General features: G+C 34.1%; 22 protein-coding genes and 1 tRNA gene. 14 read left to right on the top strand and 9 right to left on the bottom strand.

Annotated features, from left to right (window positions below; all coding sequences use genetic code 11):
* Window positions 1-2 precede the first annotated feature (2 nt).
* The 5 genes from ACEN2F_RS11470 to ACEN2F_RS11450 all read right to left on the bottom strand — a co-directional run bounded on the left by ACEN2F_RS11470 (window position 3) and on the right by ACEN2F_RS11450 (window position 3443).
* Complete coding sequence (locus ACEN2F_RS11470) at window positions 3-383, bottom strand: DoxX family protein (protein WP_441739192.1); 381 nt, start codon at window positions 381-383, stop codon at window positions 3-5.
* Window positions 384-397: 14 nt separating this feature from the next.
* Entirely contained in the window at window positions 398-856 is a 459-nt protein-coding gene (locus ACEN2F_RS11465) for a YHS domain-containing (seleno)protein (protein ID WP_441739190.1), read from the bottom strand.
* Window positions 857-858: 2 nt separating this feature from the next.
* Window positions 859-1458 carry a peroxiredoxin-like family protein gene (locus tag ACEN2F_RS11460; RefSeq protein ID WP_441739188.1) on the bottom strand — a complete coding sequence of 200 codons (600 nt, stop codon included), beginning with the start codon at window positions 1456-1458 and terminating at the stop codon, window positions 859-861.
* An 80-nt stretch (window positions 1459-1538) separates the two neighbouring features.
* Window positions 1539-2216, bottom strand: coding sequence for a Crp/Fnr family transcriptional regulator (locus ACEN2F_RS11455; protein ID WP_441739186.1), 678 nt, complete (start codon window positions 2214-2216; stop codon window positions 1539-1541).
* A gap of 87 nt (window positions 2217-2303) precedes the next feature.
* Window positions 2304-3443, bottom strand: a complete 1140-nt coding sequence (locus ACEN2F_RS11450) for an acyl-CoA dehydrogenase family protein (RefSeq protein WP_441739184.1) — start codon at window positions 3441-3443, stop codon at window positions 2304-2306.
* 88 nt (window positions 3444-3531) lie between these two features.
* Between ACEN2F_RS11450 and ACEN2F_RS11445 the strand changes: the two genes are divergently transcribed.
* The 7 genes from ACEN2F_RS11445 to ACEN2F_RS11415 all read left to right on the top strand — a co-directional run bounded on the left by ACEN2F_RS11445 (window position 3532) and on the right by ACEN2F_RS11415 (window position 9648).
* Complete coding sequence (locus ACEN2F_RS11445) at window positions 3532-4602, top strand: anhydro-N-acetylmuramic acid kinase (RefSeq protein WP_441739182.1); 1071 nt, start codon at window positions 3532-3534, stop codon at window positions 4600-4602.
* 67 nt (window positions 4603-4669) lie between these two features.
* On the top strand, window positions 4670-5896 hold the full coding sequence (locus ACEN2F_RS11440) for a Glu/Leu/Phe/Val dehydrogenase dimerization domain-containing protein (protein ID WP_441739180.1): 1227 nt from the start codon (window positions 4670-4672) through the stop codon (window positions 5894-5896).
* Window positions 5897-6112: 216 nt separating this feature from the next.
* On the top strand, window positions 6113-6817 hold the full coding sequence (locus ACEN2F_RS11435) for a MotA/TolQ/ExbB proton channel family protein (protein WP_441739178.1): 705 nt from the start codon (window positions 6113-6115) through the stop codon (window positions 6815-6817).
* Window positions 6818-6822: 5 nt separating this feature from the next.
* Entirely contained in the window at window positions 6823-7218 is a 396-nt protein-coding gene (locus ACEN2F_RS11430; protein WP_441739176.1) for an ExbD/TolR family protein, read from the top strand.
* 165 nt (window positions 7219-7383) lie between these two features.
* Complete coding sequence (locus ACEN2F_RS11425) at window positions 7384-8241, top strand: energy transducer TonB family protein (RefSeq protein ID WP_441739174.1); 858 nt, start codon at window positions 7384-7386, stop codon at window positions 8239-8241.
* A gap of 26 nt (window positions 8242-8267) precedes the next feature.
* Entirely contained in the window at window positions 8268-9488 is a 1221-nt protein-coding gene (locus tag ACEN2F_RS11420) for a bifunctional folylpolyglutamate synthase/dihydrofolate synthase (RefSeq protein WP_441739172.1), read from the top strand.
* 85 nt (window positions 9489-9573) lie between these two features.
* Window positions 9574-9648: transfer RNA gene (locus ACEN2F_RS11415), tRNA-Val, on the top strand.
* 75 nt (window positions 9649-9723) lie between these two features.
* Here ACEN2F_RS11415 and ACEN2F_RS11410 read toward each other — a convergent pair.
* Window positions 9724-11058, bottom strand: coding sequence for a sensor histidine kinase (locus ACEN2F_RS11410; RefSeq protein WP_441739170.1), 1335 nt, complete (start codon window positions 11056-11058; stop codon window positions 9724-9726).
* Window position 11059: 1 nt separating this feature from the next.
* Window positions 11060-12409, bottom strand: a complete 1350-nt coding sequence (locus ACEN2F_RS11405) for a sigma-54-dependent transcriptional regulator (RefSeq protein ID WP_441739168.1) — start codon at window positions 12407-12409, stop codon at window positions 11060-11062.
* A 140-nt stretch (window positions 12410-12549) separates the two neighbouring features.
* Here ACEN2F_RS11405 and ACEN2F_RS11400 point away from each other — a divergent pair, with 140 nt between their 5' ends.
* The 5 genes from ACEN2F_RS11400 to ACEN2F_RS11380 are packed head-to-tail and all read left to right on the top strand — an operon-like array spanning window position 12550 to window position 20675.
* Complete coding sequence (locus ACEN2F_RS11400; protein ID WP_441739166.1) at window positions 12550-13788, top strand: efflux RND transporter periplasmic adaptor subunit; 1239 nt, start codon at window positions 12550-12552, stop codon at window positions 13786-13788.
* 22 nt (window positions 13789-13810) lie between these two features.
* Window positions 13811-14524: an ABC transporter ATP-binding protein gene (locus ACEN2F_RS11395; protein WP_441739164.1), complete on the top strand. Its 714-nt coding sequence runs from the start codon at window positions 13811-13813 to the stop codon at window positions 14522-14524.
* 4 nt (window positions 14525-14528) lie between these two features.
* Window positions 14529-16946 carry an ABC transporter permease gene (locus tag ACEN2F_RS11390; RefSeq protein WP_441739162.1) on the top strand — a complete coding sequence of 806 codons (2418 nt, stop codon included), beginning with the start codon at window positions 14529-14531 and terminating at the stop codon, window positions 16944-16946.
* 2 nt (window positions 16947-16948) lie between these two features.
* Complete coding sequence (locus tag ACEN2F_RS11385; protein ID WP_441739160.1) at window positions 16949-19375, top strand: ABC transporter permease; 2427 nt, start codon at window positions 16949-16951, stop codon at window positions 19373-19375.
* The gene (locus ACEN2F_RS11380; RefSeq protein ID WP_441739159.1) at window positions 19368-20675 is read left to right on the top strand and encodes a TolC family protein; all 1308 of its coding nucleotides are present in this window, start codon (window positions 19368-19370) and stop codon (window positions 20673-20675) included. The genes ACEN2F_RS11385 and ACEN2F_RS11380 overlap by 8 nt, the downstream gene beginning before the upstream one ends.
* A gap of 164 nt (window positions 20676-20839) precedes the next feature.
* Here the strand turns inward: ACEN2F_RS11380 and galE are convergent, their stop codons facing one another.
* Window positions 20840-21853: a UDP-glucose 4-epimerase GalE gene (gene galE / locus ACEN2F_RS11375; RefSeq protein WP_441739158.1), complete on the bottom strand. Its 1014-nt coding sequence runs from the start codon at window positions 21851-21853 to the stop codon at window positions 20840-20842.
* A gap of 81 nt (window positions 21854-21934) precedes the next feature.
* Window positions 21935-23065, bottom strand: coding sequence for a DegT/DnrJ/EryC1/StrS family aminotransferase (locus tag ACEN2F_RS11370; RefSeq protein ID WP_441739156.1), 1131 nt, complete (start codon window positions 23063-23065; stop codon window positions 21935-21937).
* Between the two features lie 228 nt (window positions 23066-23293).
* On the opposite strand from ACEN2F_RS11370, the gene ACEN2F_RS11365 reads away from it, so the two are divergent.
* Window positions 23294-24529 carry a 3-deoxy-D-manno-octulosonic acid transferase gene (locus tag ACEN2F_RS11365; RefSeq protein ID WP_441739304.1) on the top strand — a complete coding sequence of 412 codons (1236 nt, stop codon included), beginning with the start codon at window positions 23294-23296 and terminating at the stop codon, window positions 24527-24529.
* Window positions 24522-24968 (top strand): GNAT family N-acetyltransferase, encoded by a 447-nt coding sequence (locus ACEN2F_RS11360; RefSeq protein WP_441739154.1) that lies wholly within the window; start codon window positions 24522-24524, stop codon window positions 24966-24968. Before ACEN2F_RS11365 ends, ACEN2F_RS11360 begins: the two co-directional genes overlap by 8 nt.
* Window positions 24969-24980 lie beyond the last annotated feature (12 nt).

Raw genomic sequence — 24980 nt, 5'->3', positions numbered from 1 at the left:
TTTTAATTCAATAAATTTATCAATCTAGTTCTCTCCTTAAAAACTAAAATAAGACAACAAAGAAAGGTAATTAGTGCCAAAATAAAAAGTGTGCCACCATCATTTTTCACTTCGATACCAAGCACGAACAGATGAGCAAAAATCGCACCAAGCATGACCCCACAACCCATTACAGCGCCAAATAATGAAGTTCTGGGAATCAAAATCAAAATTGCTGTAATCAACTCCGCAATTCCTATTCCAATTCTTCCGTAAGGTTCAATTCCCAAACTCGAAAAAACATAAACAGATTCTTCACTTGCTGTGAATTTAAAGTACAGTGTTTGCACTAAAATCACAGCTACAACAATTCGTAGTATCCAGAAAAACAGAGATAGTTTCATGATTTCTATTTTTTTTATTTAACTATTTTATTCCAATTTGCATCAGCCTTCATCATCAATCCAGATTCATTCTTGTTCCAGCTTTTCAATGTATTATTAAAGAAAGCATTGTAATACAAATACAACTTCCCATTAATAATTTTGAAAGTTTCCGGATTTACCGAAACTTTTTCATTAGAATCTCCCATTGCAAAGGCACACCAACCACCATATTGCGGTTCAAATTTTGAAGGATTCTTCAAGAAATATTCTTTATTAACTGCCATAGAAAAATAATAAACCACTCCCTCATGCGTTGCTGCTATTTCTTTTTTCCCTTTGACAGCTTTCCCTTGTTTAAAATAAGCTACCGGATCATATCCTTGAATAGCAATATTTTTTTCAATATTAAAATGAGTTACACGTTTACTATCTTTTTGCGAAAAGACAGAAAAAGTGCACAATACAGTTAGAATAAACAGTAGCTTTTTCATGTTTATTTATTTAAAGATTTTGCGACAGCAATCAACAAATCATTTGAAATTCTGTTTTTATAGTTCGGTGTAATGTGCTCAAACTCTATTTCTGCATTTGTATTCAAAATAAAAACCGCCGGAACGGGTAAAAAAGAAGTATTCATGCCATCAGAACCTTTAGTAATTAAGGACTTATAATTTTCAGGAGCTTCAAAAGCAATTCCAACAGCTTTGGACAATTCGCCTGTACTGTCAGACAATAACAGATAATTTAATTTTTCTTTTTCATCTGTAACTTGCAAGTTTTTTGGAGCATCCGGACTTATAGCAATAATTTGATACTCTAAATCCAGTAATTCTTTTTCGGCTTCCGCTAAGGCAGCTAAATGCAGGTTACAATATGGGCACCAGCCGCCACGGTAAAAAACCAAAACAGTTCTTTTCTCACTGATTAATTCCGATAGATTAACAGCTGTATTTTCAACAGATTTTAAAGTGAGATTAGGGATTTTTTCTCCAATGAGTAATGGAGCGATTTCTGTCGCCTGTTTTGGCAAATCATTTTGAGCGTGAACAGACAATCCAATTGCAAACAAAACCAAACAAATTATATTTTTCATAGTGTTACATTTTTAAGTTGTAAAACTACTATGCTATTTCGAAATGATTTGTCAGCTATATTACAGTTACTGTAAAATAATTATAATTTACGAATGTCTGTAATAATAATTTCTTTCCTGCTGTAAGTAATAGTGCCATTAGTCTCCATTTCATTTAGTAATTGAGTGGCAGTTTGTCTGGAAGTACAAATAATCTGTGCCATATCATTTTGGGTCAAATAATTCTCAATAACAACAGTGTTTTCAGTTCTTACACCTTCGTTGTCCGCCCAATCTTTTAGGAACTGAAACAATCTTGTTTTTGCATCTTTTGAAATTAGATTTGCATAACTATTCTTAATGCGTTTCATTTTAAGCCCGACAAACTTGGTATAGGACAAAGCCAGACTTGGGTTCCGTAACAATAAGTCTTCAAAATCCGACATTAGAAAACTGCAAATGGCCACATCATCTGAAAGCACTTTTGCATATTCATTAGACTGATTATCGGACTCCAAAGTCAGTTCTCCAAATAAATCACCTTTTTGAATAATATCTTTAACTGTTTCGTTTCCGTCTTCATCAATTGCCACAATCTTTATGTTTCCCTTTTTTAGAAGAAAAATTTTTGGTAAATCCGATGAAGAAAAATAAATAATTTCGCCTTTCTGCGCTTTTTTAAAACCAGTAACAATACACAATTGTCTAATTTGTCCAAAACTCAATGTTCTGAATAATTTGTGATCACGCAAATACCAATATTTTAAATCCTCGTACATAGAAATTTATTTTCGTAAATGTATTAAAAAAACAAAACCCTTTCTAACCGAAATTAGAAAGGGCTTAAACAACTATTTTTAGTTTATTTACGAAACTAATCCTCTTGAAATTACAATTCGTTGTATTTCAGAAGTACCTTCATAAATTTGAGTAATTTTAGAATCACGCATCATACGTTCCACATGATATTCAGCAACATAACCATTTCCACCGTGAATTTGCACGGCTTCATTAGCCACTTCTAAAGCAATTTCAGAGGCGTATAATTTTGCCATCGCACCAGAATGCGCAATATCCTTACCCTCATCTTTTTCGCAAGCAGCTTTCATTATCAATAATTTTGCGGCAGTTACTTTCACATACATATCAGCCAGTTTGAAAGCAATTGCCTGATGATTGAAAATTTCTTTTCCAAATGCTTTTCTCTCATGCGAATATTTCAAAGCAATTTCATAAGCTCCAGTTGCGATACCTAAGGCTTGTGACGCAATTCCAATTCTTCCGCCGTTTAACACATTCATTGCAAAAGCAAATCCAAATCCATCATCACCAATTCTATTTTCTTTAGGAACTTTAACATCCGAAAACATTAACGAATGCGTATCGCTTCCACGGATTCCCATTTTTCTTTCTTTTGGTCCAATATCAAATCCAGGCCAACCTTTCTCAACAATAAAAGCATTGATCCCTTTGTGTCCTTTTTCAATATCCGTTTGAGCTATAACTAAATAAGTAGATGCCGTTGAGCCGTTAGTAATCCAGTTTTTTGTACCGTTTAATAAATAATGATCGCCTTTGTCTATCGCTGTCGTTTTTTGCGAAGTCGCGTCACTTCCCGCTTCGGGCTCTGATAAACAAAAAGCGCCAATCACTTCTCCTTTTGCAAGCGGAACTAAATATTTCATTTTTTGCTCTTCATTGCAATATTTTTCGAGACCTGCACAAACCAAAGAATTATTCACTGACATGATTACAGCCGCTGAGGCATCAACTTTAGCAATTTCTGTCATGGCCAGGACGTAGGAAATACTGTCTAAACCAGATCCTCCGTATTTTGGATCTACCATCATTCCCATAAAACCTAAATCGCCCATCATTTTCACTTGCTCCGTTGGGAATTTTGAATGTTCATCACGTTCAATAACACCTGGTAATAATTCTGCTACAGCAAAATCTTTAGCGGCTTGCTGAATCATTAAATGTTCTTCGGTTAGATTAAAATCCATATTTTTATTGTAAATTAAGTGTTTTTAAATTTGTGCTCAAAAGTAATTATTATATATCAGATTTCAAACGATTTCGTAAATTTAGCCTATGTTTAAAGAAAAGTATACTATTATAGGAGTCATGTCCGGAACTTCGCTGGACGGCGTAGATTTGGCACACATTGTCTTTACTGTAAAAAATAATAAATGGGAATTTAAAATACTGGAATCTGAAACTATTTCTTATCCAAATGATTGGTTAAACAAATTAAAAATAGCCGTCGATTTTTCTGAAGGGCAACTCGAAAAACTGAATTATGACTACACACAACTTTTAGCTACGATTATTTCAAGTTTTATTGAAAAATACGCTATAAAAAATCTCGATGCCGTTTGTTCCCATGGCCACACTATTCTGCACCAACCCCAAAACGGATTCACGCTTCAAATTGGTAATTTGCCAAAAATCGCGACTTTAATCAACCAAACCGTAGTTTGTGATTTTAGAGTTCAAGATGTTCAATTGGGCGGTCAGGGTGCGCCTTTGGTTCCTATTGGCGACCGAATTCTATTTTCTGAATACGATTATTGTATGAATTTAGGTGGTTTTTCGAATGTATCTTTTGAACAAAACAACGAAAGGATTGCCTTTGATATTTCGGCTGTAAATACCGTTTTGAATTTTTATGCCAATCAACTGGGATTGGATTATGATGACAAAGGTAAAATTTCAAAAACTGGAATTTGTAATGAAGATTTGCTAAATGAATTAAATGCTTTGGATTACTACCAAAAGAAACATCCTAAATCATTAGGTTTCGAATTTGTAAAAGAAACTATTTTGCCTTTGATCGAAAACTATCAGATTCCTATTGAAAACAAACTACACACTTTTACGGAACACGTGGCTTTGCAAATTGCTTTGGCTTTGCCAAATAAAAACGGAAGCCTATTTATAACTGGCGGAGGTGCTTACAATGATTTTCTTATCGAGAGAATTCAATATCATTTACCCGAAATGAAAATCATAATTCCTTCAGCTAAAATCCTGGAATTCAAAGAAGCATTGATTTTTGCATTACTCGGCGTTTTAAAATTACGCGGGGAAATCAATGTTTTGAAGAGTGTTACAGGTGCAAAAATAAATCACAGTTCAGGAACTATTTATTCTCCAAAATAAAATTAAAAATAGATATTTCGCATTATTCAATTTTTTATATTTGCATAAATTAAATATATCGCAACAAATGAAAGATTTATTAAAGAAATTCGAAAATAAAGAACCTGAGATAGTTTTCCATTGGAAAGATGCTGAAACGGAAGCCGAAGGATGGACAGTCATCAATTCGCTTCGTGGTGGTGCTGCCGGTGGAGGAACTCGTATGAGAAAAGGGTTGGATATCAATGAAGTTTTGTCTTTGGCAAAAACCATGGAAGTGAAATTTTCGGTTTCTGGACCTGCAATTGGCGGCGCTAAATCTGGAATTAATTTTGACCCAAATGATCCAAGAAAAAAAGGTGTTTTGCAGCGTTGGTATAAGGCAGTTTCCCCATTATTAAAAAGTTATTACGGAACTGGAGGTGATTTGAATGTAGATGAAATTCACGAAGTGATTCCAATGACGGAAGAATGTGGTGTTTGGCATCCGCAAGAAGGAGTTTTTAACGGTCACTTTAAACCTACAGAAGCGGATAAAATCAATAGAATTGGGCAATTGCGTCAAGGTGTGGTGAAAGTGATTGAAAATCCAAGATTCTCCCCTGATGTTTCCAGAAAATATACGGTAGCCGATATGATAACCGGTTATGGCGTTGCCGAAGCTGTTCGCAATTATTACACGATTTATGGTGGAGATGTAAAAGGCAAGAAAGCAATCGTACAAGGTTTTGGAAATGTAGGTTCGGCCGCAGCTTTTTACTTAGCCGAAATGGGTGCTAAAGTAATTGGTATTATCGATAGAGATGGTGGATTAATCAACGAAGAAGGATTTTCTTTCGAGGAAATTAGAGCATTATTTCTTGCCAAAGACGGAAACAAACTGGTTGCTAAAAACATGATTCCTTTTGAAGAAATCAATCAAAAAATATGGACCATTGGTGCTGAAATATTCACTCCATGTGCCGCTTCCAGATTGGTCACTCAATCGCAAATTGACAGCTTAATTACTAATGGCCTTGAAGTAATTTCTTGTGGTGCGAATGTTCCTTTTGCTGACAAGGAAATCTTTTTTGGTCCAATTATGGAAGATGTAGATCACAAAGTAAGTTTGATTCCTGACTTTATTTCTAATTGTGGTATGGCTCGTGTTTTTGCTTACTTCATGGAAAAGAAAGTACAAATGACCGATGAAGCTATCTTCCAAGACACTTCGGAAATCATCAAAAAAGCAATTGAAAAAGCACACGCTTTAAACCCAAGTAAAACAAATATTAGTGCCACTGCTTTTGAAATCGCATTGAAGCAACTTACTTAAACATAAAATAGCATTCTTTATTTATCGAAACTGGGATTAAGCAGATTATAAAAAACTGACTTAATCCCAGTTCTGTTTTCAACACAAAAAAACAACCTCATTATATTATCACAGTTCCTTTTTTACTCTTAACAATTTTTAGTAAATTTCCACGTTTTTTAATAAGTCAAACCTATTTGAACTATAATTTATCTTTAATACTAATACTTCCATTTAATGATCCCATTTCTTCAAATCGATTCAACAGCTGTTGCTGCGCAAGCTATATCTCAAGTTCCCGTAAAACCCGAAATGTCTGTAATGGATATCGTTTTTAGTGGTGGACTTGCAGGACAAACTATCATGACCGTCATTTTTATTATGCTTTTTTTTGCTATATATCTGTATTTTGAAAGACTTATGGCCATCAATTCGGCTTCAAAAATAGATGTTAATTTCATGAATAAAATTAAAAGCAACATCTCCGGAGGCAAAATTGATGCAGCCAAAATCCTTTGTGCTCAAACCAATTCTCCAGTGGCACGATTGATTGAAAAAGGAATTTCCAGAATAGGAAAACCATTGGCTGATATTCATACTGCAATCGAAAATGCAGGAAAACTAGAAATTTACAAATTAGAGAAAAATGTAAGCATGTTAGCGACCATTTCGGGAGCTGGTCCAATGACCGGATTTTTAGGAACCGTTGTGGGTATGGTTATTGCTTTTCATAAAATGGCCGAAAGCGGCAGCAATAAAATCGAAATGAGCACTTTATCCGAAGGAATTTACACTGCAATGATGACCACAGTTGTTGGTTTGATTGTAGGAATTGTTGCTTACGTAGGTTACAATCATTTGGTAACCAAAACGGATAAAATTGTCAACCAAATGGAAGCCAATGTAGTTGAATTTCTAGATTTATTAAACGAACCAACGTAACCCCTATGAACTTAAGAGGAAGAAATAAAGTTTCGGCAGAATTCAATATGTCGTCCATGACCGATATCGTATTTTTGTTGCTCATCTTTTTCATGATAGCATCAACAACCATCGTTTCTAACAATGCGTTGGATTTAGTTTTACCAAAATCATCTGGTAAATCAGAAGAAGTAAAAAACGTTTCGGTAAGTGTCAATAACAAATTGGAATATTTCATCGATAAAGATAAATTTGCTGAAAACACATTAGAAGAAAAGCTAAAAACTATGCTGGATAATCAAACGGATCCCACCATACTTTTGCATGTAGAAGAAGGTGTACCAATAGAAAGAGCCGTGAGTGTCATGGATATCGCCTACCGAAATAAATTTAAAGTTGTCTTGGCGGTAAGCCCAAAATAGTTTTTTCAGAAGCTATTCCAGCTGTTCGTTATAACTTTCAGTCTTGAAACTTATTTTTAACATTCAAAAATGCGCTTCCTTTGGTCGCAATTTTAGAGTAAAAAAATAAAATTTCAAATCCTTCAAGCTGTCACTTCCATCTGGGCTAAAAAAAATAGAATACCGATGAAAATTTTAGAAACCGAATACGAAAAAAAATCATTCACAATAACAAGCGTATTATTTATACTCTTGTTCCTGTTATTGCTATTTATAAAACTTACTGTTGATCCAAAACCCGAAGAGTTAGAAGGTGGCGGAGGCGGCGGAGAAATTGCAATAAATTTTGGCAACAGCGAAGTAGGTTCCGGCAAAAATTATCAATCTAAAGATTTGGTTACACCAAAATCAAAAACAGTTCCGGTTCAGACCGTTACTCAAGTAGAAAAAGTTTTGACTCAGGAAACCGCAGAAGCGCCAGTGATTTCGCAAACAAAAAACAATTCTAAAGTAATCAACCCAAAGCCAATTGTAAAGCAAGCACCACGCCCTTCTCGATCAACCTCGGATGCGTTATCCAGTATCCTGAACAGCTCTAATAAATCAGGTGATGGAAACGACAGAACAGCAGGAAACAAAGGAAAACTTAATGGCGATCCAAACGCAAGAGGCTATAATGGCAATGGGGGTTCAGGAACTGGATCAGGTTCAGGATCAGGAGTAGGAACAGGTAGTGGTTACGGCAATGGTTCTGGAAGCGGCACCGGAAATGGAAATTACCAATTAGGGAACAGAAAAGCACTCAATATGCCGCAGCCGGATTATCTGTGCGAAGAACAGGGAACCGTAGTCGTTCAAATTTCAGTAGATCGAAATGGCAAAGTCATTAGTGCTAATCCAGGCGTAAAAGGCACTACAAATACGGCAAAATGTCTATTAGATCAAGCTAAAATTGCTGCTATGAATACCAAATGGCAATCAGACAATGCTGCTCCAGACAAACAAACCGGAAAAATAATATACAACTTCAAATTGACTCAATAATCTTTTTTAGTCCTTATCCTTTATAAATGAATTATCAGGAAACAACAAACTGGATGTTTAACCAACTTCCGATGTATCAACTTCAGGGTGCATCAGCCTATAAAAAAGATTTAACCAATGCCTATTTACTGGTAAAACATCTTGGCAATCCTCAAGACAAACTAAAATGTATTCATGTAGCGGGAACCAACGGAAAAGGGTCCACTTCACACATGTTAGCATCTATTCTTCAGGAGGCAGGTTATAAAGTAGGACTGTACACTTCACCCCATCTAAAAGATTTTAGAGAACGTATCAAGATTAACGGAAAAGATATTCCTGAAGAATTTGTGACTGATTTCATCAATGAGCATAAAAATTTTTTCGAATCGAATGACATGAGTTTTTTCGAAATGACCGTTGGATTGGCTTTCGATTATTTCGCCAAAGAAAAAGTAGACATTGCCATTATTGAAGTTGGCATGGGCGGACGATTAGATGCAACCAATATCATTACACCATTAGTATCCGTTATTACCAATATAGGATTAGATCACACGCAATTTTTAGGCAATACATTAGATGCCATCGCTTTTGAAAAAGCAGGAATTGTTAAACCCAATATTCCTGTTATCATAGGAGAATATACTCATGACACCCAACCTGTTTTTTTGGACAAAGCCAAAGAATGCAATTCGGAAATCTATTTTGCTGCTGATTTAATTTCAGAAACTTATCCTTCTGATTTAATTGGCGATTATCAAATTCATAATAAAAAAACAGTATTACAAACTATTACCGTTTTAAAAAGTCAGAACGATTTTAAAATCACTCGTAAAAATATAAAATCGGGGCTATTAAATGTAGTAAAAAATACCGGACTGCAAGGAAGATGGCAACAATTAAGAGAATTTCCAAAAGTTATTTGTGACACAGCACACAATAAAAATGGACTGGAAATTGTTTTAAAGCAAATACAAAAAGAAGGTTTTAATACTTTACATATTGTTTTAGGAGTAGTCAATGACAAAGATTTAGATGAAATCCTGCCTTTATTCCCTAAAAAAGCAATCTATTATTTCTGCAAACCCAATATTCCTAGGGGACTGGATGCTGAAATTTTAAGACAAAAAGCAGCCACTTTCGACCTCAAAGGCGAAGTATACAATTCTGTTTCAGAAGCTTATCAAAAATCGATTGAAAATGCAGCAAAAACTGATTTTGTATACATTGGAGGAAGCACCTTTGTCGTGGCAGAAATTTTATAATTTCTTTACTTTTTACTTGCAAATCTAGAAAAGTAGCGTATATTTGCAGACGCAATAACAGAAACGAAAGTAACCAAATTGTTTAGGGCAATTAGCTCAGCTGGTTCAGAGCACCTCGTTTACACCGAGGGGGTCGGGGGTTCGAACCCCTCATTGCCCACAAAAAACTCCATTAGAAATAATGGGGTTTTTTTATGCCTTATTTTTTTCCTTAGGACTTCTCCAAAACAAGAAATTAATTGTCGACAAGACAAATCACAAAAGTGGTTTCTAGCCCGTCATTTTGATACGCCAGATATCCTCCGTGCGCTTCGACTATACTTTTAGATAACGTTAAACCTATCCCAGCACCTTCTTTTCTAGTAGTGAAAAAGGGAAGGAATATTTTTGTTTCTATTTCTTTTTCAATACCATTTCCCGAATCACTTATCCGAATAAAAGTTCTTTTTTCTTTAACTTCTGCCGAAATTACGATGTGCTTTTTTTCAGTTTCCTTTAATGCATAGATGCAATTAGTCAAAAGATTAAGGAGCACTTGCTCCATTTGTTGCGGGTCAACATTGAGCAGTAGCTTGAAAGCTATCTTGTTTGCGACATCTATTTGTTCTTCTTGAAAGAGAGGAATCATGACTTGCAAACTATTTTCAATTAGTTTTGATAGTTCTATTTTTTCTTTTTTGGGCGACGGCAACATGGCTATTTTGCGGTAGCTTTCTACAAATTGCTGTAAATGATCGCTTCGTCTTAGCATTGTGGCAACACTGCTTTTCATATCCTCGATATCCTCTAATGAAATGGTTTCCTGCTGAACTAAATCCTGCAGATTCTGGGATAGTGACCGAATGGGAGTAATTGAATTTAATAATTCATGAGAGATGACCTTCATCAGATTGACCCAAGCCTCTTTCTCTTTTTTCTCGATGACATTTTGAATTGAATCGAGTAAAATAATAAAATAATCCTGATTGAAAATTTCACTTCTGGAAGTCTGCAGCACAAATGTTTGTCGGTCTTGTTGATTCACACGGATCTCTAATGCAGCTTTAATTTCCTGAAAATTCTGTTTCTCGATAACTTCACACAAAGAAGGCAACTGATTTTTAAGATACTTCCATTTGGAAACTTTTGGAACATTAAAATGTTTGGAGAAATAATTATTCATCAAAAATATATTCCAATCGTTTCCTTGCTTTTGCAGAATAATAATACCCGTTTCAATATTATTTAAAATTGAATGGTAAATGATGTCTTTTGAAACCTCTTCATTTTGTTTGTTTTTTAGATTTTGATACAATTTAAATAAGTTCGAATAATTTTTATAGGATTTATGCTTTGAAAAGTCCGAGGTAAAATCATTTTGCAAAATAGAAGTAATCGTTCTGTCGTAAAGTAAAAAGGCCTGTTTTACATAAAAATACATTTCAACAAGCAGTGTAAAAATGACAAGGGCACCAAAAAAAGCTGTAAAAACCAACCCTCTTTGGAAAAGGTAGAAAGAAATTCCCGCAGTCAAAATAATAAATAGCAATCTGACAAAAAGGAGATGGTATATTTTCCAAGATTTAAACATATTAGTTGGTGCTGATGTTATATTTATCAATTCTTCGGTATAATGCACCTCTTGACAAACCCAATTCCTCAGCCGTTTTACTGATATTGTTATTGTTTTTCAAGAGGATCTTTTCGACGGCTGATTTTTCGATGGCCGAAAGTTGAATATCTTCTTGGTTTTCTTCGTATGTAGTAATTTGTTCCAAATCTAAGTCAGAAACCGTTATGCGATTGTTCTCACAAAGAATTACGGCACGTTCTATCCGGTTTTCCATTTCCCGAATGTTACCGTTCCATGCATGATTTTCAATTTTTTCTAATACTTTTTCTTCAAAAGTGATTTCGTTTCGGTTGTATTTAGCACTCATTTTACTTAAAAGATAGAGAGCTAACGGGATTTTGTCTTCGTTGCGTTCCCGCAATGGTGGCAAAATAATTTCCATAGTATTGATGCGATAATACAAATCCTCCCTAAAGTTTTTGTCGGCGACTTCTTGCTTCAAATTCAAGTTGGTGGCAGTAATAATGCGAACATTCAAAGGTCTAGCTTTGGATTCGCCCAATCGTGTTACAGTTTTGGTTTGGATAACTTGCAACAGTTTAGATTGCAGATGCAGTGGTACATTTCCAATTTCATCCAAAAAAATAGTTCCATTTTCAGCCAATTCAAAACGTCCCGGAGTATCTGTTTTGGCATCGGTAAAAGCCCCTTTGGCATAACCAAATAATTCGCTTTCGAAAATATTGGCATTCAAGGAACCTAAATCAACGGGAATAAAAGCATTATTTTTTCTTTCGGATTGAAGATAGATGTGATGTGCCAAAACAAATTTACCGGTGCCATTTTCTCCAAGGATTAAAACATTGGCATCCGTTATTGCTACTTTATCAGCCAGTATATAAGCCTTTTTTATAACTTCTGAATTGCCAATAAAGAAATCGTCAGTAGTGGAACTATTGATTAGTTTCTTTTGTTCTTTGCGAGATTTACTAACCGCTTGTCCAACAATACTGAGCAATTTTTCGTTGTCCCAAGGCTTTAAAATATAATCAAAAGCCCCTGATTTTAATCCTTCAACAGCCGTTTCTACTTTGCCAAAAGCGGTCATCAAAATAACAATGGTTTTTGGCGAAAGGGTTTTTATTTCTTTTAGTAAATACAAACCTTCTCTACCGTCCTCAAAACCTATTCTGTAATTCATGTCGAGTAAAACCACGTCGATGGTGCTTTTTGACAATAATTCAACTATATTTTTTGGATTGGTGAGTGTATAAATGTTCTCAAAATGTTTTTTAAGCAGCATCTTAGCAGCAAAAAGGATGTCTTCCTGATCGTCAATCACCAAAATGCTTGCGTTTGTCTTCTTCATTAACTGTTCGGTTTTGGACAAAAGGTGTTCATTACTGAACACCTGAAATTTGTATTAAAAATAAAATATTTCAAAATCAGGTGATTGCAAGTTTTAAATTTTCGGCACGATATTGCTTTATACACTTGAAAATAATAACAATGGACACCATCCTTCCTCGTAAAAATAACAAAAATAAGTATCTATTCATGGCATTGTCCCTTTTTTTGATTTTGGGCTTTTTGGTTTATTCTTCAGTAACTAAAAAAAGGAGTCTGAATGTAAAAAGAGCAGAAATTACTATTAAAATAGTCGAGAATAATTTCTTTGAAGATTTTATCGTGTTTCAGGCAAAAGTAACACCATTGAATTCTATATTGATTAATATTACAGAAGGCGGTGCTGTTCAAGAAATTTATGTTGAAAATGGTGCGATGGTGAAAAAAGGACAAGCTTTGGCCCGACTGTATAATCCCAATACTGAGTTGAATTATATGCAACAAGAAACGGCAATTATCGAACAAATCAATAATTTGAACAAATCAAAATTAGATTTAAGAAATCAGGAATTGAATTTGGCCAAAGATTTAATTGCAATAGAACACGATTATCTGGATTCTAAAAATTTATACGATTTAAATAAGAAATTATTTGAGCAAGAAATCCTTTCCAAAAATGAATGGGAAAAAACAGTAGAAAATTTACGTTTCCAAAAAGAAAGAATGAAAATCATCAAGGAAAGTGTTACCAAAGAGAAACGGGCAAATCAAATCCAAATTGGACAACTCAATCAATCAATTGCTTTCATGGATAAAAGTTTGGGAATTTTAAGAACAAACAAGCAGCATTTTTTAATCTCAGCCCCGCTTTCAGGAAGACTTACTTCTTTTGAACCTATCTTAGGGAAAACCTACGCACAAGGCCTAAGTATTGGGACAATTGATGTTATGAAAGGCTACAAATTGCTTGCCGATGTGGATGAGTTCTATTTGAACAAAATTACCGAAGGTCAAAAAGGAACAGTCGATTTTAATGGAAAACCAATCCATGTTCAAATTACTAAAGTCATTCCAGAAATAAAAAGTGGACGATTTGTTGTCGAATTGAATTTTAGCTCTTCTGAAAGTTTGAAATTACAACAGGGATTGAGTTTTAGTGTACGATTGAATTTATCTGAAAGCTCAAAAATAATGGTACTTTCAAAAGGGAGTTTTTATCAAGAAACAGCCAGCAAATGGATTTTTGTAGTCAATGGAAATAAAGCAGAACGCAGAGTCATAAAACTCGGCAGAGAAAATCCGTTGTATTATGAGGTTCTGGTAGGATTAAAAGCAGGAGAGAAAGTTATAACTTCCTCTTATAAGGATTATGTAGACACCGAAATATTAAATTTAGAATAACAGTAATAAAAAATAACAAGATATGATACAGCTCAAAAATCTTTCAAAAATCTTTAGAACAGAAGAAGTAGAAACCAAAGCACTCAGTGCCGTTTCGATCAGCATCAATCAAGGTGAATTTATAGCTATTATGGGACAATCCGGAAGTGGAAAATCGACCTTATTAAATATTGTAGGACTTTTAGACAGTGGCTCAGACGGGAGTTATACTTTGTTGAATCAAGAAATTTTTGGTTTAAAAGAGTCGGAGAAATCCAAAATAAGAAAACAGAATATTGGCTTTATCTTCCAGAATTTTAATTTAATTGATGAATTATCGGTTTACGATAATATCGAATTACCACTTATCTATAATGGTGTTTCGGCATCGGAACGAAAGAAAAAAGTAGAAAAAATCTCGGAAAGATTAGGTATTTCTCACCGAATTAAACATTATCCACAACAACTTTCTGGAGGACAACAACAAAGAGTGGCTATTGCCAGAGCCTTAATTAATGATCCTAAAATTATTCTAGCGGATGAGCCTACTGGAAATTTGGACAGTAAAAACGGAAATGAAGTCATGGAATTATTGACCGATTTACATGCCAACGGCGCTACTATTTTGATGGTAACGCATTCGGATCATGATGCTTCCTTTTCTCAAAAAACCATCTTGATGAAAGACGGAATGATCCTTTCGGAAAAAAGTAATAAGCGAAATGTAGATGTATTGGTAACCGAATTAAAAAAATAAAGTCATGCTAAAAAATTGGATACGAATATTTTTATACCATCTCAAAAAAGAGAAACTGTTTTCGGCTTTGAATATTTTAGGATTGTCAATAGGAATAGCAGGATTAATTTTTGCTACTCTGTATTGGAATGATGAGCAGAATTATGATCAATGGAATCCTGAAAAAGACAAAGTGCATCAGGTTTTAGTAGAGTTAACAGGAATGCCCGTTTTTTCAGATTGTGCTTTATTCCTAAAACCTATTTTAGATAAAGACCCTAATGTAGAAAAGATCGTTTATGCTGACAGCTGGTATCAAAAGGATAAAATTATCTACAAAGGCAAGAAAGAAATAGTTGATAAAATTATCAATGTTGAAGCTGATTTCTTTTCGCTTTTTCCATTCGAAATTATTAAGGGAGATGCTGTTTCGGCATTAAAAGATGATTCAAGTGCTGCTATTTCAGATGTTATTGCTAAACGAGTTTTTGGCAACGAAAATCCAATTGGAAAACAAATAACATGTTTGGATCAAATGTTTGTGGTACGCGCTGTGTATCATATTCCAGGGAATTCCTCAATTGCTCCAGATGTCGTGATGAATAAAATGAAAGAATGGATGAGTGGGAATACAACATCTCCTTTTGTCCTTAAATTACTTTTAAAAGTTAAAGATTCGTCAAAAATTGAGAATACTCGAAAGAGCTTGGAAAGAATGTATAATGGCGATTTCATTGAAAGAATAGCTAAGCTGGAGGGGTTTACTCCCGAGGAAATGGCTAAGAAAATAGGTTATTTTAATGTAGTTATAGAACCACTTTCAGAAGCGAGATTACATTCGATAACAGATGGTTATCCGGAAGGGCGAGGCAGTTATCAGTTTTTGTTAATTATGATGGGGCTATCCATTTTAATTCTCATTTTATCGATTGTCAATTATATTAATTTGGCAACAGCCAATGCCATAAAACGGGCCAAAGAAGTAAGTGTACGCAAAATTGTGGGCGCATCAAGAGGTAATATTATTACACAATTCATTTTTGAGACTATTCTCATAAGTTCATTTTCTATTTTATTGGCATTAGTCGTTGTAGAATTGGCGTTGCCGTATTACAATGATTTTTTAGGCAAAAACTTAATGATCTTGGGCAGTCAATTTTATTCGCAATTAATTCTAATTTTCATCATTATCGTTTTGGTTGCTGGAATATTTCCAGCGGTTTATGTTGCTAATTTTGAAACTTTAAAAGTTCTGAAAGGAAATTTTGGCAGAAGTAAAAACGGGGTTTGGTTGCGCAACGGAATGTTGGTTTTTCAGTTTGCAATTGCCACTTTTTTTATTATCGGATCACATATTGTTTATCAGCAAGTCAATTACCTAAGCAATAAAGACCTTGGTTTTAACGGAGATCAGGTGATCGCTATATCCTTAAACCTTCCAAATTCAGACTATGAAGTAGAAAATGTTGGACAAAATATTTACAACAAATACACTACCATTAAACAAGAATTGGCTAAAATAAAAGGAGTTGAACAATCTTCCACAGGTCTGGTTTCATTCGATGGTTCAGACGATTCATTAGGTGGAGTATTGTATAAAGAAGAGCTTTTTAAAGGACGAACAATTGCGGTAGATTACGATTTGCTCGAAATGATGAAAATTAAAGTCATAAAAGGTAGGGGACTTGATAAAAAATACGCTTCTGACACCATTACTTCTGTACTAATTAATGAAACAGCTCAAAAATTAATGAGGATAAAAGAGCCAATTGGACAAGAAATTATTGTTAAAGAACGAAGGTTAAAAATAATAGGAGTCATTAAAGATTTTAATTTATTGAGTCCCGAAGTTGAAGTCCCGCCAATGTGCTTTTATCATCTTAAAACGGTAGATGTAACTCAAAATATAGACAAGGTTTTCGTAAAACTAAAATCAGACGACATAGAAAATACGATTGCAGATATCGAGAAATTTTGGACAACTATAGATACCGAAACCCCATTTAAATATGATTTCGTTGATAAACAATATGCTAGAACATATGAAACCTATGTAAAACAAAAGAACCTTTTTTCATTACTGAATTTCGTGGTAATATGCATTGCTCTTTTTGGCTTGTTTGCTTTGGCTTCCTATTCGATACAAAGTCGGATGAAAGAAATAGCGATTCGGAAAACCCTTGGTGCAGAAACCAATGTGCTATTGAAAGAATTATCCAAGCAATATATTTTGTATTGCATCATTGGTTTTTTAATTGCTTTGTTTCCTACCTATTATTTATTGAATCTGTGGCTTGAAAATTTTGCCTTCCGGATTTCAATTTCACTTATTCCTTTTGTAATTGGCTTCCTAATCTTGCTAAGTTTAACAATCCTAATAGTACTTTCAAAAGCGTATAACGCAACCAGAGTTAATGTTTTGCATTACTTAAAATACGAATAACCATGCTAAAAAATTGGACACGAATATTTTTATTTCATCTCAAAAAAGAGAAGCTATTTTCGGCTTTGAATATTTTAGGATTAGCCATAGGAATAGCAGGATTGATTTTTGCTATTCTGTATTGGAATGATGAACAAAGCTATGATCAATGGAATCCTGAAAAAGACAAAGTATTTAAAGTTTTCACTGATATAGGGAAAAATGTAATTTGGCCTTACAATCCTGTCACTTTAGAAACCTATTTAAAAGACGAACCGAACGTAGCAAATGTGGTTTATCACGACGGGTATCATGCGGATTTTTTTAAATACAAAGAAAAAAAACACTTTATAAATAAAACGCTAAATACTCAAAACGATTTCTTTGAACTATTCCCTTTTGAAAGAGTAGCTGGAAACTTAAGTACTGCTTTACTAAAAGAGAATAGTGTAGCGATGAATCAAGAAACGGCTAAATTATTTTTTAAAGAAGGAAATCCAATTGGCAAACCAATAAATTACGGAAATACTATTTTAACCGTGACTGCGGTTTACAAAGTTCCCGGAAATTCCTCTATTAATCCAAATATTGTGATTAACCAGATGAAAAAGCAGCTTTTAGAAGATAAAGATTATTGGGGCAATTTTTATTATCATTTGATGATAAAATTAAAAGATCCAAATAAAGTAGAAGAATTAACCAAAAAAATTAATGTTTTATATTATCAAAATAAAACACTAAAAGACGCAAAATCAGATGGAATCTCGGTCGAAGAATCTATACAAAGTAACGGTTCCATAAAATCAGTTCTCAACCCATTAAGCACCATTCGATTGCATGCTATAGTGCCGGGAATGCCGGAAGGAAAAGGAAATTATCAATTCTTATTGATAATGCTAGGATTATCCATACTTATTAGTATTCTTTCTATCGCAAATTATATCAATTTGGCTACAGCCAATGCTATAAAAAGAGCTAAAGAAGTCGGTGTTCGTAAAATCATTGGAGCCTCCAAAACCAATATAGTTTTTCAATTTGTTTTTGAAGCTATACTAATCACCCTGTTTTCGATATTTCTAGCTTTAGTAATTGTAGAATTGAGTTTGCCGTTTTACAATGAATTTTTAGACAAAGAATTAATCATATACGGAAGTCAGTTTTACATCCAGCTTATTTTAATTTTTATTATTACTGTAAGTGTTGCAGGAGTTTTCCCTGCGGTATATGTGGCTAATTTTGAGACTTTAAAAGTACTAAAAGGTAATTTTGGGAGAAGCAAAAGTGGTGTTTGGATGCGCAACGGAATGTTGATAATTCAATTTGCTATTGCTAGTTTTTTTATTGTCGGTTCTTATATTGTTTATGATCAGGTCACTTATTTAGCTACGAAAGATTTAGGATTCGCTGGCGATCAAGTAATCGCTATCAAATGGTTTAAATCAAAGGATATTATCACGAGTCAAAAAGCAAATGAATTGATCTTTAAAAAATATCAAACTATCAAATTTGAAATCGCAAAAATTCAAGGCGTTAAACAAATTTCAGCAGGAACTTTTAAGTTTGGCGGAGGAAATGATCTTAGCAGCAGCTTTTCTTATAATGGAGAAATTATTCAGGCTCAAAACCTAGCTATAGATTACAATATGCTCGATATGATGCAAATTAAAATCAAAGAAGGAAGAAATATTTCTGAAAAGCTAGCCTCGGATAGTATCAATTCATTACTAGTAAATGAAACAGCATTGAGCATGATGAAAGAGAAAAATCCTATTGGTAAAACGGTGCTTTGGCAAGGTAAAAAGCTAAAAATAATAGGGGTTGTCAAAGATTTTAATTTGTTGAGTCCGCAATCAAAAGTTCCTCCTATGGTTTTCTTTCATTTGAAAACTAATGATTGGCTGTTAGGAAATTTGAACAATATCTATGTAAAAATTAATGCAAATAACTCTGGACAAACTTTAGCAAAAATAGAGGAATTTTGGAAAGAAAATGTAGATCAAGAGTATCCATTCGAATATGATTTTGTAGACAAACAATATGCTAGAACCTATGAAACCTATGTAAAACAAAAGAACCTTTTTTCATTACTGAATTTCGTGGTGATTGGCATTGCTCTTTTTGGCTTGTTTGCTTTGGCTTCTTATTCGATACAAAGTAGGATGAAAGAAATAGCGATTCGGAAAACCCTTGGTGCAGAAACCAATGTGCTATTGAAAGAATTGTCCAAACAATATATTTTGTATTGCATCATTGGTTTTTTAATTGCTTTGTTTCCTACCTATTATTTATTGAATATGTGGTTAGAGAATTTTGCTTTTAGAATTGAAATGACCTTGTTTCCATTCCTTTTTGGTTTTATAATATTATTGGTTTTAACGTTAATCATCGTTTTGTCAAGAGCCTATCAAGCAACAAAAACAGATGTTTTGAAATATTTAAAATATGAATAAAAAAATCGTTTTAACCGTTGTCTTTTTTACCTTTTGTGCTTTGGCAAGTGCTCAGGAAACTTCTTGGTCGCTAAGCCGCTGTATGGAAACCGGTTTGCAGAATACTATTGAAATAAAAATCAGACAGCTGGAAATAAAAAGAACAGAAAAATCACAAAATTCGGTTTTAAATCGAATATTGCCTACTATCGATTTAAATGGACAACAAGGTTATATTTTTGGTTCCACCATTGATCCCGCGACGAATGCGAGGGTAAGTTCCAATTTTCAAAGTGATAATTTCTATCTCAATGCCAGAACTAATTTAATTGATTTCGGCGCGTTTGCAAATGCTCAAAAGGATAAACTCAATATTGAGCAGGCCAAAGCCGAGAAAGAAGTGGTTGAAAACGAATATAAATTACAAATTTTAGAAAGCTATTATCAGGCACTTTACACTCAGGAGTTATCAAAAATTCAAGAAGAGCAATTTGTGCAAGCCACTTTTAATTTGGACAGAGTAACAAAAGAGGTATCCATTGGCAGTAAGCCACAAAGTGATTTGTATGATATGCAATTGAGTTTCTCGGAGGAAGAGAACCGAAATTTAGAAACCGAACAATTGTATGCTATTAAAAAAATGGAATTATTCCAATTGATAAATGTTAGCGATGCGAGTCTTTCGGATGCAATTGTATTGGAGTCTTATTTTAACGAAAGAGACACTGAAGATTTAGATCTAGGAATCTATAATCCTAAAATAAAGCTTGCGGAACTCCAATACGAAAACAGTTTGAAATCGATTCGTGTAGAACGTGCTCTTAATTTACCGATGCTTACAGCCTATTATGGGTTTTCCTCTTTTTATTATAAAACATTGAATCAGATAAATTCAAACACGGATGCTTTTTTTACGCAACTAGAAGCTAATAAAAGCCATCAGATTGGGATGCAATTGACAATTCCGATTTTCAATGGATTTAGGAATACTAAAAAATTTAGTGCTTCAAAAGTAGAAAGTGAAAAATCAAAGTTGGTTATTGAAAAGACAAAACAAGTCTTGCGCAATCAAATTGAATTAGAGCATAAAAACAAAAAAAATTATAGGCAGTTTCAGGATAAATTGAACGAAAAACAGTCTTATGCTAAAGCGTCTTTGGCTACTGCCCAAGCCAAATTTGAAAGCGGAAAAGTGGAAGCTATTTTATATTCTTCGGTGAAAAATCAATTTATTTCAGCACAATATGAGGTGTTAAAAAACGAACTTCAGTTGCAATATATAGACCTGAAGATAAATTTGTTACAAAAGAATAGTCTTTAAACTTTTAGGATGAAATTAAAGCCCATTTAAATTGTAATGCTATCTTTTTTAACCAACATGAAATGATTCGTAAACAAACCCCTCATTGCCCACTAAAAATTAGAAACCTCCAAAGTCATTTGATTTTGGAGGTTTTTTTATGATTTTAAAAAGAGATTCTTTTTTTATTTTCTAATTTTCTGTTCCCATTTCCAGGCACTTGCCATCGCTTCTTCGAGCGTAGACTGCGCTTTCCATCCCAAAATATCATTCGCTTTATCCGTATTGGCGTAAGCCGAAGTAATATCACCTTCTCTGCGGCCTACAATTTTATAAGGCAGTTTTTTACCGCTCACTTTTTCGAAAGAATGAATGACTTCTAAAACCGAGCTTCCCGTTCCCGTTCCCAGATTAAAAGTTTCTACTTTGTTCGTATTTTTTTTATTCAGTAAGCGTTGCAAAGCAATTACATGGGCTTTCGCCAAATCTACTACGTGAATATAATCGCGCACTGCCGTTCCATCCTGAGTTGGATAATCATCTCCATAAACCGAAAGCTCTTTTCGCAATCCAAAACCGGTTTGGGTAATAAAAGGGACTAAATTTTGAGGAACTCCAATAGGTAATTCTCCAATTTCAGTAGAAGGATGCGCTCCAATTGGATTAAAATAGCGCAATAAAATAGCATTGATATTAGTAACTTTTGCAGTATCAGTAATGATCTCCTCTCCTATTTGCTTCGTGTTTCCATAAGGAGACATGGCTGTTTGAATCGATGCATTCTCCGTTATTGGCATGGTTTCGGCTTGACCATAAACCGTACAAGAAGAACTGAAAATAAAGTTAGCCTCCGGTTTTTGCTGCAATTCCTGCAAAACATAAATCAATGCACTGATATTATTTTCATAATACAATAACGGATTTTCTACACTTTCGCCCACTGCTTTTGAAGCTGCAAAATGAATAACGCCCGAAATATCATGATGCCTTTTGAAAAAATCCTGTACCTTCTCTTTTTCGCGTAAATCTAATTTTTCGAAAGCTGGGATCTTTCCAGTAATATTTTGGATTCCGTCCAAAACAGTCAAAGAAGTATTTGATAAATTATCGACAACAATAACTTCAAATCCTTCGTTTTGCAATTCTACCACGGTATGAGATCCTATGAAACCCAACCCTCCTGTGACTAATATTTTCATGATTTCTTGTTTTGTACAAACGCGATTTATTGCGTGTTGTCGTTTATAAAAAAGACGCGATAAACCGCGTCTCTACTAAAATTATCCTAAATATTCTAAAACCGAATCCGTAATAAACTTAATTTGCTCGTCATCTAATTCGGTATGCATCGGCAACGAAAGTACTTCCGTAACTAATTGATTGGTTACCGGGAAATCTTCTTCTTTGTAACGGGAATCAGCGTATGCTTTTTGCGAATGCAACGGAATTGGGTAATAAATAGCACATGGAATTCCTTTGTCCAGTAAATGTTGCATCAAACCATTCCTGTCAGCATCAATTATTCGCAATGTATATTGATGAAAAACGTGACAGTCGCAGATATCACAAATGCTTGGTGCAACTATATTTTTATGCCCTTCAAAAGCTGCTGAATATTTTCTGGCTGCATCTTGTCTGGCTCTTCCATATTCATCTAACAAAGGCAACTTAGCGTTCAAAACCGCTGCCTGAATACTGTCTAAACGAGAATTTACACCTACAACATCATGATGGTAGCGTTCGTACATTCCGTGATTTACAATACCGCGAAGTTTGTGTGCCAAAGCATCATCATTGGTAAAAATCGCTCCACCGTCTCCATAACATCCTAGATTCTTAGAAGGAAAAAAAGAAGTCGCTCCTACATGTCCAATCGTTCCCGCTTTCTTTTTAGTACCATCTGAAAACTTACAGTTGGCGCCAATCGCTTGTGCATTATCTTCAATCACATATAGATTAAATTCTTTGGCGATGGCCATAATAGCCTCCATGTTGGCAGCACGACCAAACAAGTGTACCGGAACAATTGCTTTTGTTTTTGACGTAATCGCTTTTCTAATTCCTTCAATGGAAATGTTCATGTTGTATAAATTGACGTCGACTAAAACGGGTGTCAATTGTAATAAAGCAATCACTTCTACTGTTGCGGCAAAAGTAAAATCAGCTGTGATTACCTCATCTCCTGGTTTCAAATCCAGTCCCATCATCGCAATTTGTAGCGCATCGGTTCCATTAGCACATGGAATTACATGTTTTACGTCCAAATATTCTTCTAATGATTTCTGAAATTGATGAACTTGAGGTCCATTAATATAAGTGTTAGTATCTAAAACTTCCTGAATAGAAATATTAACGCTGTCTTTTATTTTTTCATATTGACTTTTTAAGTCAACCATTTGGATTTTTTTCATTGCAATTTTTGTTTAATGTTCAAAAGATTACTTATTCTAAATGAAGTAAATACTTTCTTAAAACGAAGAACAAAAATAGTTATTTATGAGTTGAAACCAATGCAACCCACAGTAAAAAAAGATAATATTCCAATGAAATAAAAAGTAAGTTCCTGTCGTCAAAATTTAAATATTACTGCGGAAGAAATTAAAATAAAGAAAACGTATTTTAGCCACAAAATTTCAATGATGCTTTTTATATATAATTTAATGGTTCATCTTGCTGGGTTTTTTTTAAAAATCACTGCGCTTTTCAGTCCAAAAATGAAACTTTTTGTAGATGGCAGGAAAGTAGTTTTTCCTGTTTTGGAACAAAAAATAAAACCTACTGACAAAACAATCTGGTTTCATGCCGCTTCTTTGGGTGAATACGAGCAAGGCTTACCGGTGATTGAAAAGATTAAAGAACAATTTCCCACGCATAAAATCGTATTAACTTTTTTCTCCCCTTCAGGTTATGAAGTTCGCAAAAATAATACTGTTGCTGATGTTACGGTGTATTTGCCTTTGGATACCAAGAAAAATGCCCAACAATTTTTAAAACTCATTCATCCGGATTTGGTATTTTTTATCAAATATGAATACTGGCCCAATTATTTATTTGAACTCAAAAAATCAAATACTAAAACTTACCTGATTTCTGGAATTCTTAGAAAGAATCAACTGTTTTTTAAATGGTACGGTGGTTTTTACAGAGAAGCTCTGGATGCCTTCACGTACTTTTTTGTTCAAAATGAAACTTCCAAAAAACTACTGCAGCAGTTAGATAAAACCAATGTTGCCGTTTCCGGAGACACCCGTTTTGACCGAGTGGGCTCAATTTTAGAAAAAGACAATTCACTCGATTTTATTTCTGATTTTAAAGACAACACATTGATTATTGTCGTGGGAAGTTCATGGCCAAAAGATGAAGATTTGTTAGTTAATTTTATTAATTCAAACACTTTCAACATTAAGTTTATAATTGCGCCACATAATATTAAAGAGGAACAAATTCAACAATTAAAAAACAGCATCACCAAAAAAACTGTTTTATTCTCTGCAAAAGAAGGAAAGCAATTGGCTGATTTCGATGTTTTTATTATTGATACAATTGGTATTTTGACAAAAATATACAGTTATGCGGATATTGCTTATGTGGGTGGCGGTTTTGGGAATCCCGGAGTTCACAATGTATTGGAACCCGCAACTTTTGGTGTTCCTATCCTTATTGGTCCCAACTATTCCCATTTTGCAGAAGCAACTGCACTGGTCAACATGGACGCCTGTGTGTCGGTTGCCAATCAAAAAGAATTAAACGAAGCGCTGGAAAACCTGATTCGAAATGATGACATCCGCAACGAAAAGGGACACATGTGCAGCACTTTTGTAAAAATGAACAAGGGTGCTACTGCTATTATTTTAAAAAACATCGTGAATGATTAAATTCAAACTAATTACTGCTACTGATATCGACACCATCGTTTTAATGATGCAGAAATTTTATGCTATCGATAATTATCCCATTTCCATTGACGTATCCAAAACTTTATTTCAAGAATTTATTTCCCATGATAATCTGGGAAAAGCTTGGCTGATTGTATCCGACCATGAAATTGTAGGATACATTATTTTGACATTCGTTTTTAGTTTTGAATACCAAGGAAGAATTGCTTTTTTAGATGAATTGTACGTAACCGAAAAAGCACGAGGACAAGGAATTGGCAAGGAAGCCATTTCGTTTATTAAAAATGAAAGTTACCAATTATTGTTAAAACAGATTTATCTGGAAGTGGAGCCGAACAATGAAAAAGCACAAAAATTGTATCTTGCCAGCGGTTTCGAATCTCACAAAAGGCAATTGATGAAGTACAAAATCAAATAAAATTACACTCTA

Source organism: Flavobacterium sp. W20_MBD1_R3, assembly GCF_052119725.1.
GTDB lineage: Bacteria > Bacteroidota > Bacteroidia > Flavobacteriales > Flavobacteriaceae > Flavobacterium.
The sequence above is the reverse complement of the archived record's forward strand: the minus strand, read 5'-3'. Positions and strand labels throughout refer to the sequence as shown.

Coding starts and splice junctions, on each gene's coding strand:
- galE (WP_441739158.1), bottom strand. CDS start 21,853: ATGAAAATATTAGTCACAGGAGGGTTGGGTTTCATAGGATCTCATACC.
- ACEN2F_RS11420 (WP_441739172.1), top strand. CDS start 8,268: ATGAATTATCAGGAAACAACAAACTGGATGTTTAACCAACTTCCGATG.
- ACEN2F_RS11370 (WP_441739156.1), bottom strand. CDS start 23,065: ATGAAAAAAATCCAAATGGTTGACTTAAAAAGTCAATATGAAAAAATA.
- ACEN2F_RS11435 (WP_441739178.1), top strand. CDS start 6,113: ATGATCCCATTTCTTCAAATCGATTCAACAGCTGTTGCTGCGCAAGCT.
- ACEN2F_RS11460 (WP_441739188.1), bottom strand. CDS start 1,458: ATGAAAAATATAATTTGTTTGGTTTTGTTTGCAATTGGATTGTCTGTT.
- ACEN2F_RS11395 (WP_441739164.1), top strand. CDS start 13,811: ATGATACAGCTCAAAAATCTTTCAAAAATCTTTAGAACAGAAGAAGTA.
- ACEN2F_RS11440 (WP_441739180.1), top strand. CDS start 4,670: ATGAAAGATTTATTAAAGAAATTCGAAAATAAAGAACCTGAGATAGTT.
- ACEN2F_RS11405 (WP_441739168.1), bottom strand. CDS start 12,409: ATGAAGAAGACAAACGCAAGCATTTTGGTGATTGACGATCAGGAAGAC.
- ACEN2F_RS11455 (WP_441739186.1), bottom strand. CDS start 2,216: ATGTACGAGGATTTAAAATATTGGTATTTGCGTGATCACAAATTATTC.
- ACEN2F_RS11365 (WP_441739304.1), top strand. CDS start 23,294: ATGCTTTTTATATATAATTTAATGGTTCATCTTGCTGGGTTTTTTTTA.
- ACEN2F_RS11470 (WP_441739192.1), bottom strand. CDS start 383: ATGAAACTATCTCTGTTTTTCTGGATACTACGAATTGTTGTAGCTGTG.
- ACEN2F_RS11390 (WP_441739162.1), top strand. CDS start 14,529: ATGCTAAAAAATTGGATACGAATATTTTTATACCATCTCAAAAAAGAG.
- ACEN2F_RS11385 (WP_441739160.1), top strand. CDS start 16,949: ATGCTAAAAAATTGGACACGAATATTTTTATTTCATCTCAAAAAAGAG.
- ACEN2F_RS11445 (WP_441739182.1), top strand. CDS start 3,532: ATGTTTAAAGAAAAGTATACTATTATAGGAGTCATGTCCGGAACTTCG.
- ACEN2F_RS11430 (WP_441739176.1), top strand. CDS start 6,823: ATGAACTTAAGAGGAAGAAATAAAGTTTCGGCAGAATTCAATATGTCG.
- ACEN2F_RS11450 (WP_441739184.1), bottom strand. CDS start 3,443: ATGGATTTTAATCTAACCGAAGAACATTTAATGATTCAGCAAGCCGCT.
- ACEN2F_RS11400 (WP_441739166.1), top strand. CDS start 12,550: ATGGACACCATCCTTCCTCGTAAAAATAACAAAAATAAGTATCTATTC.
- ACEN2F_RS11410 (WP_441739170.1), bottom strand. CDS start 11,058: ATGTTTAAATCTTGGAAAATATACCATCTCCTTTTTGTCAGATTGCTA.
- ACEN2F_RS11465 (WP_441739190.1), bottom strand. CDS start 856: ATGAAAAAGCTACTGTTTATTCTAACTGTATTGTGCACTTTTTCTGTC.
- ACEN2F_RS11360 (WP_441739154.1), top strand. CDS start 24,522: ATGATTAAATTCAAACTAATTACTGCTACTGATATCGACACCATCGTT.
- ACEN2F_RS11380 (WP_441739159.1), top strand. CDS start 19,368: ATGAATAAAAAAATCGTTTTAACCGTTGTCTTTTTTACCTTTTGTGCT.
- ACEN2F_RS11425 (WP_441739174.1), top strand. CDS start 7,384: ATGAAAATTTTAGAAACCGAATACGAAAAAAAATCATTCACAATAACA.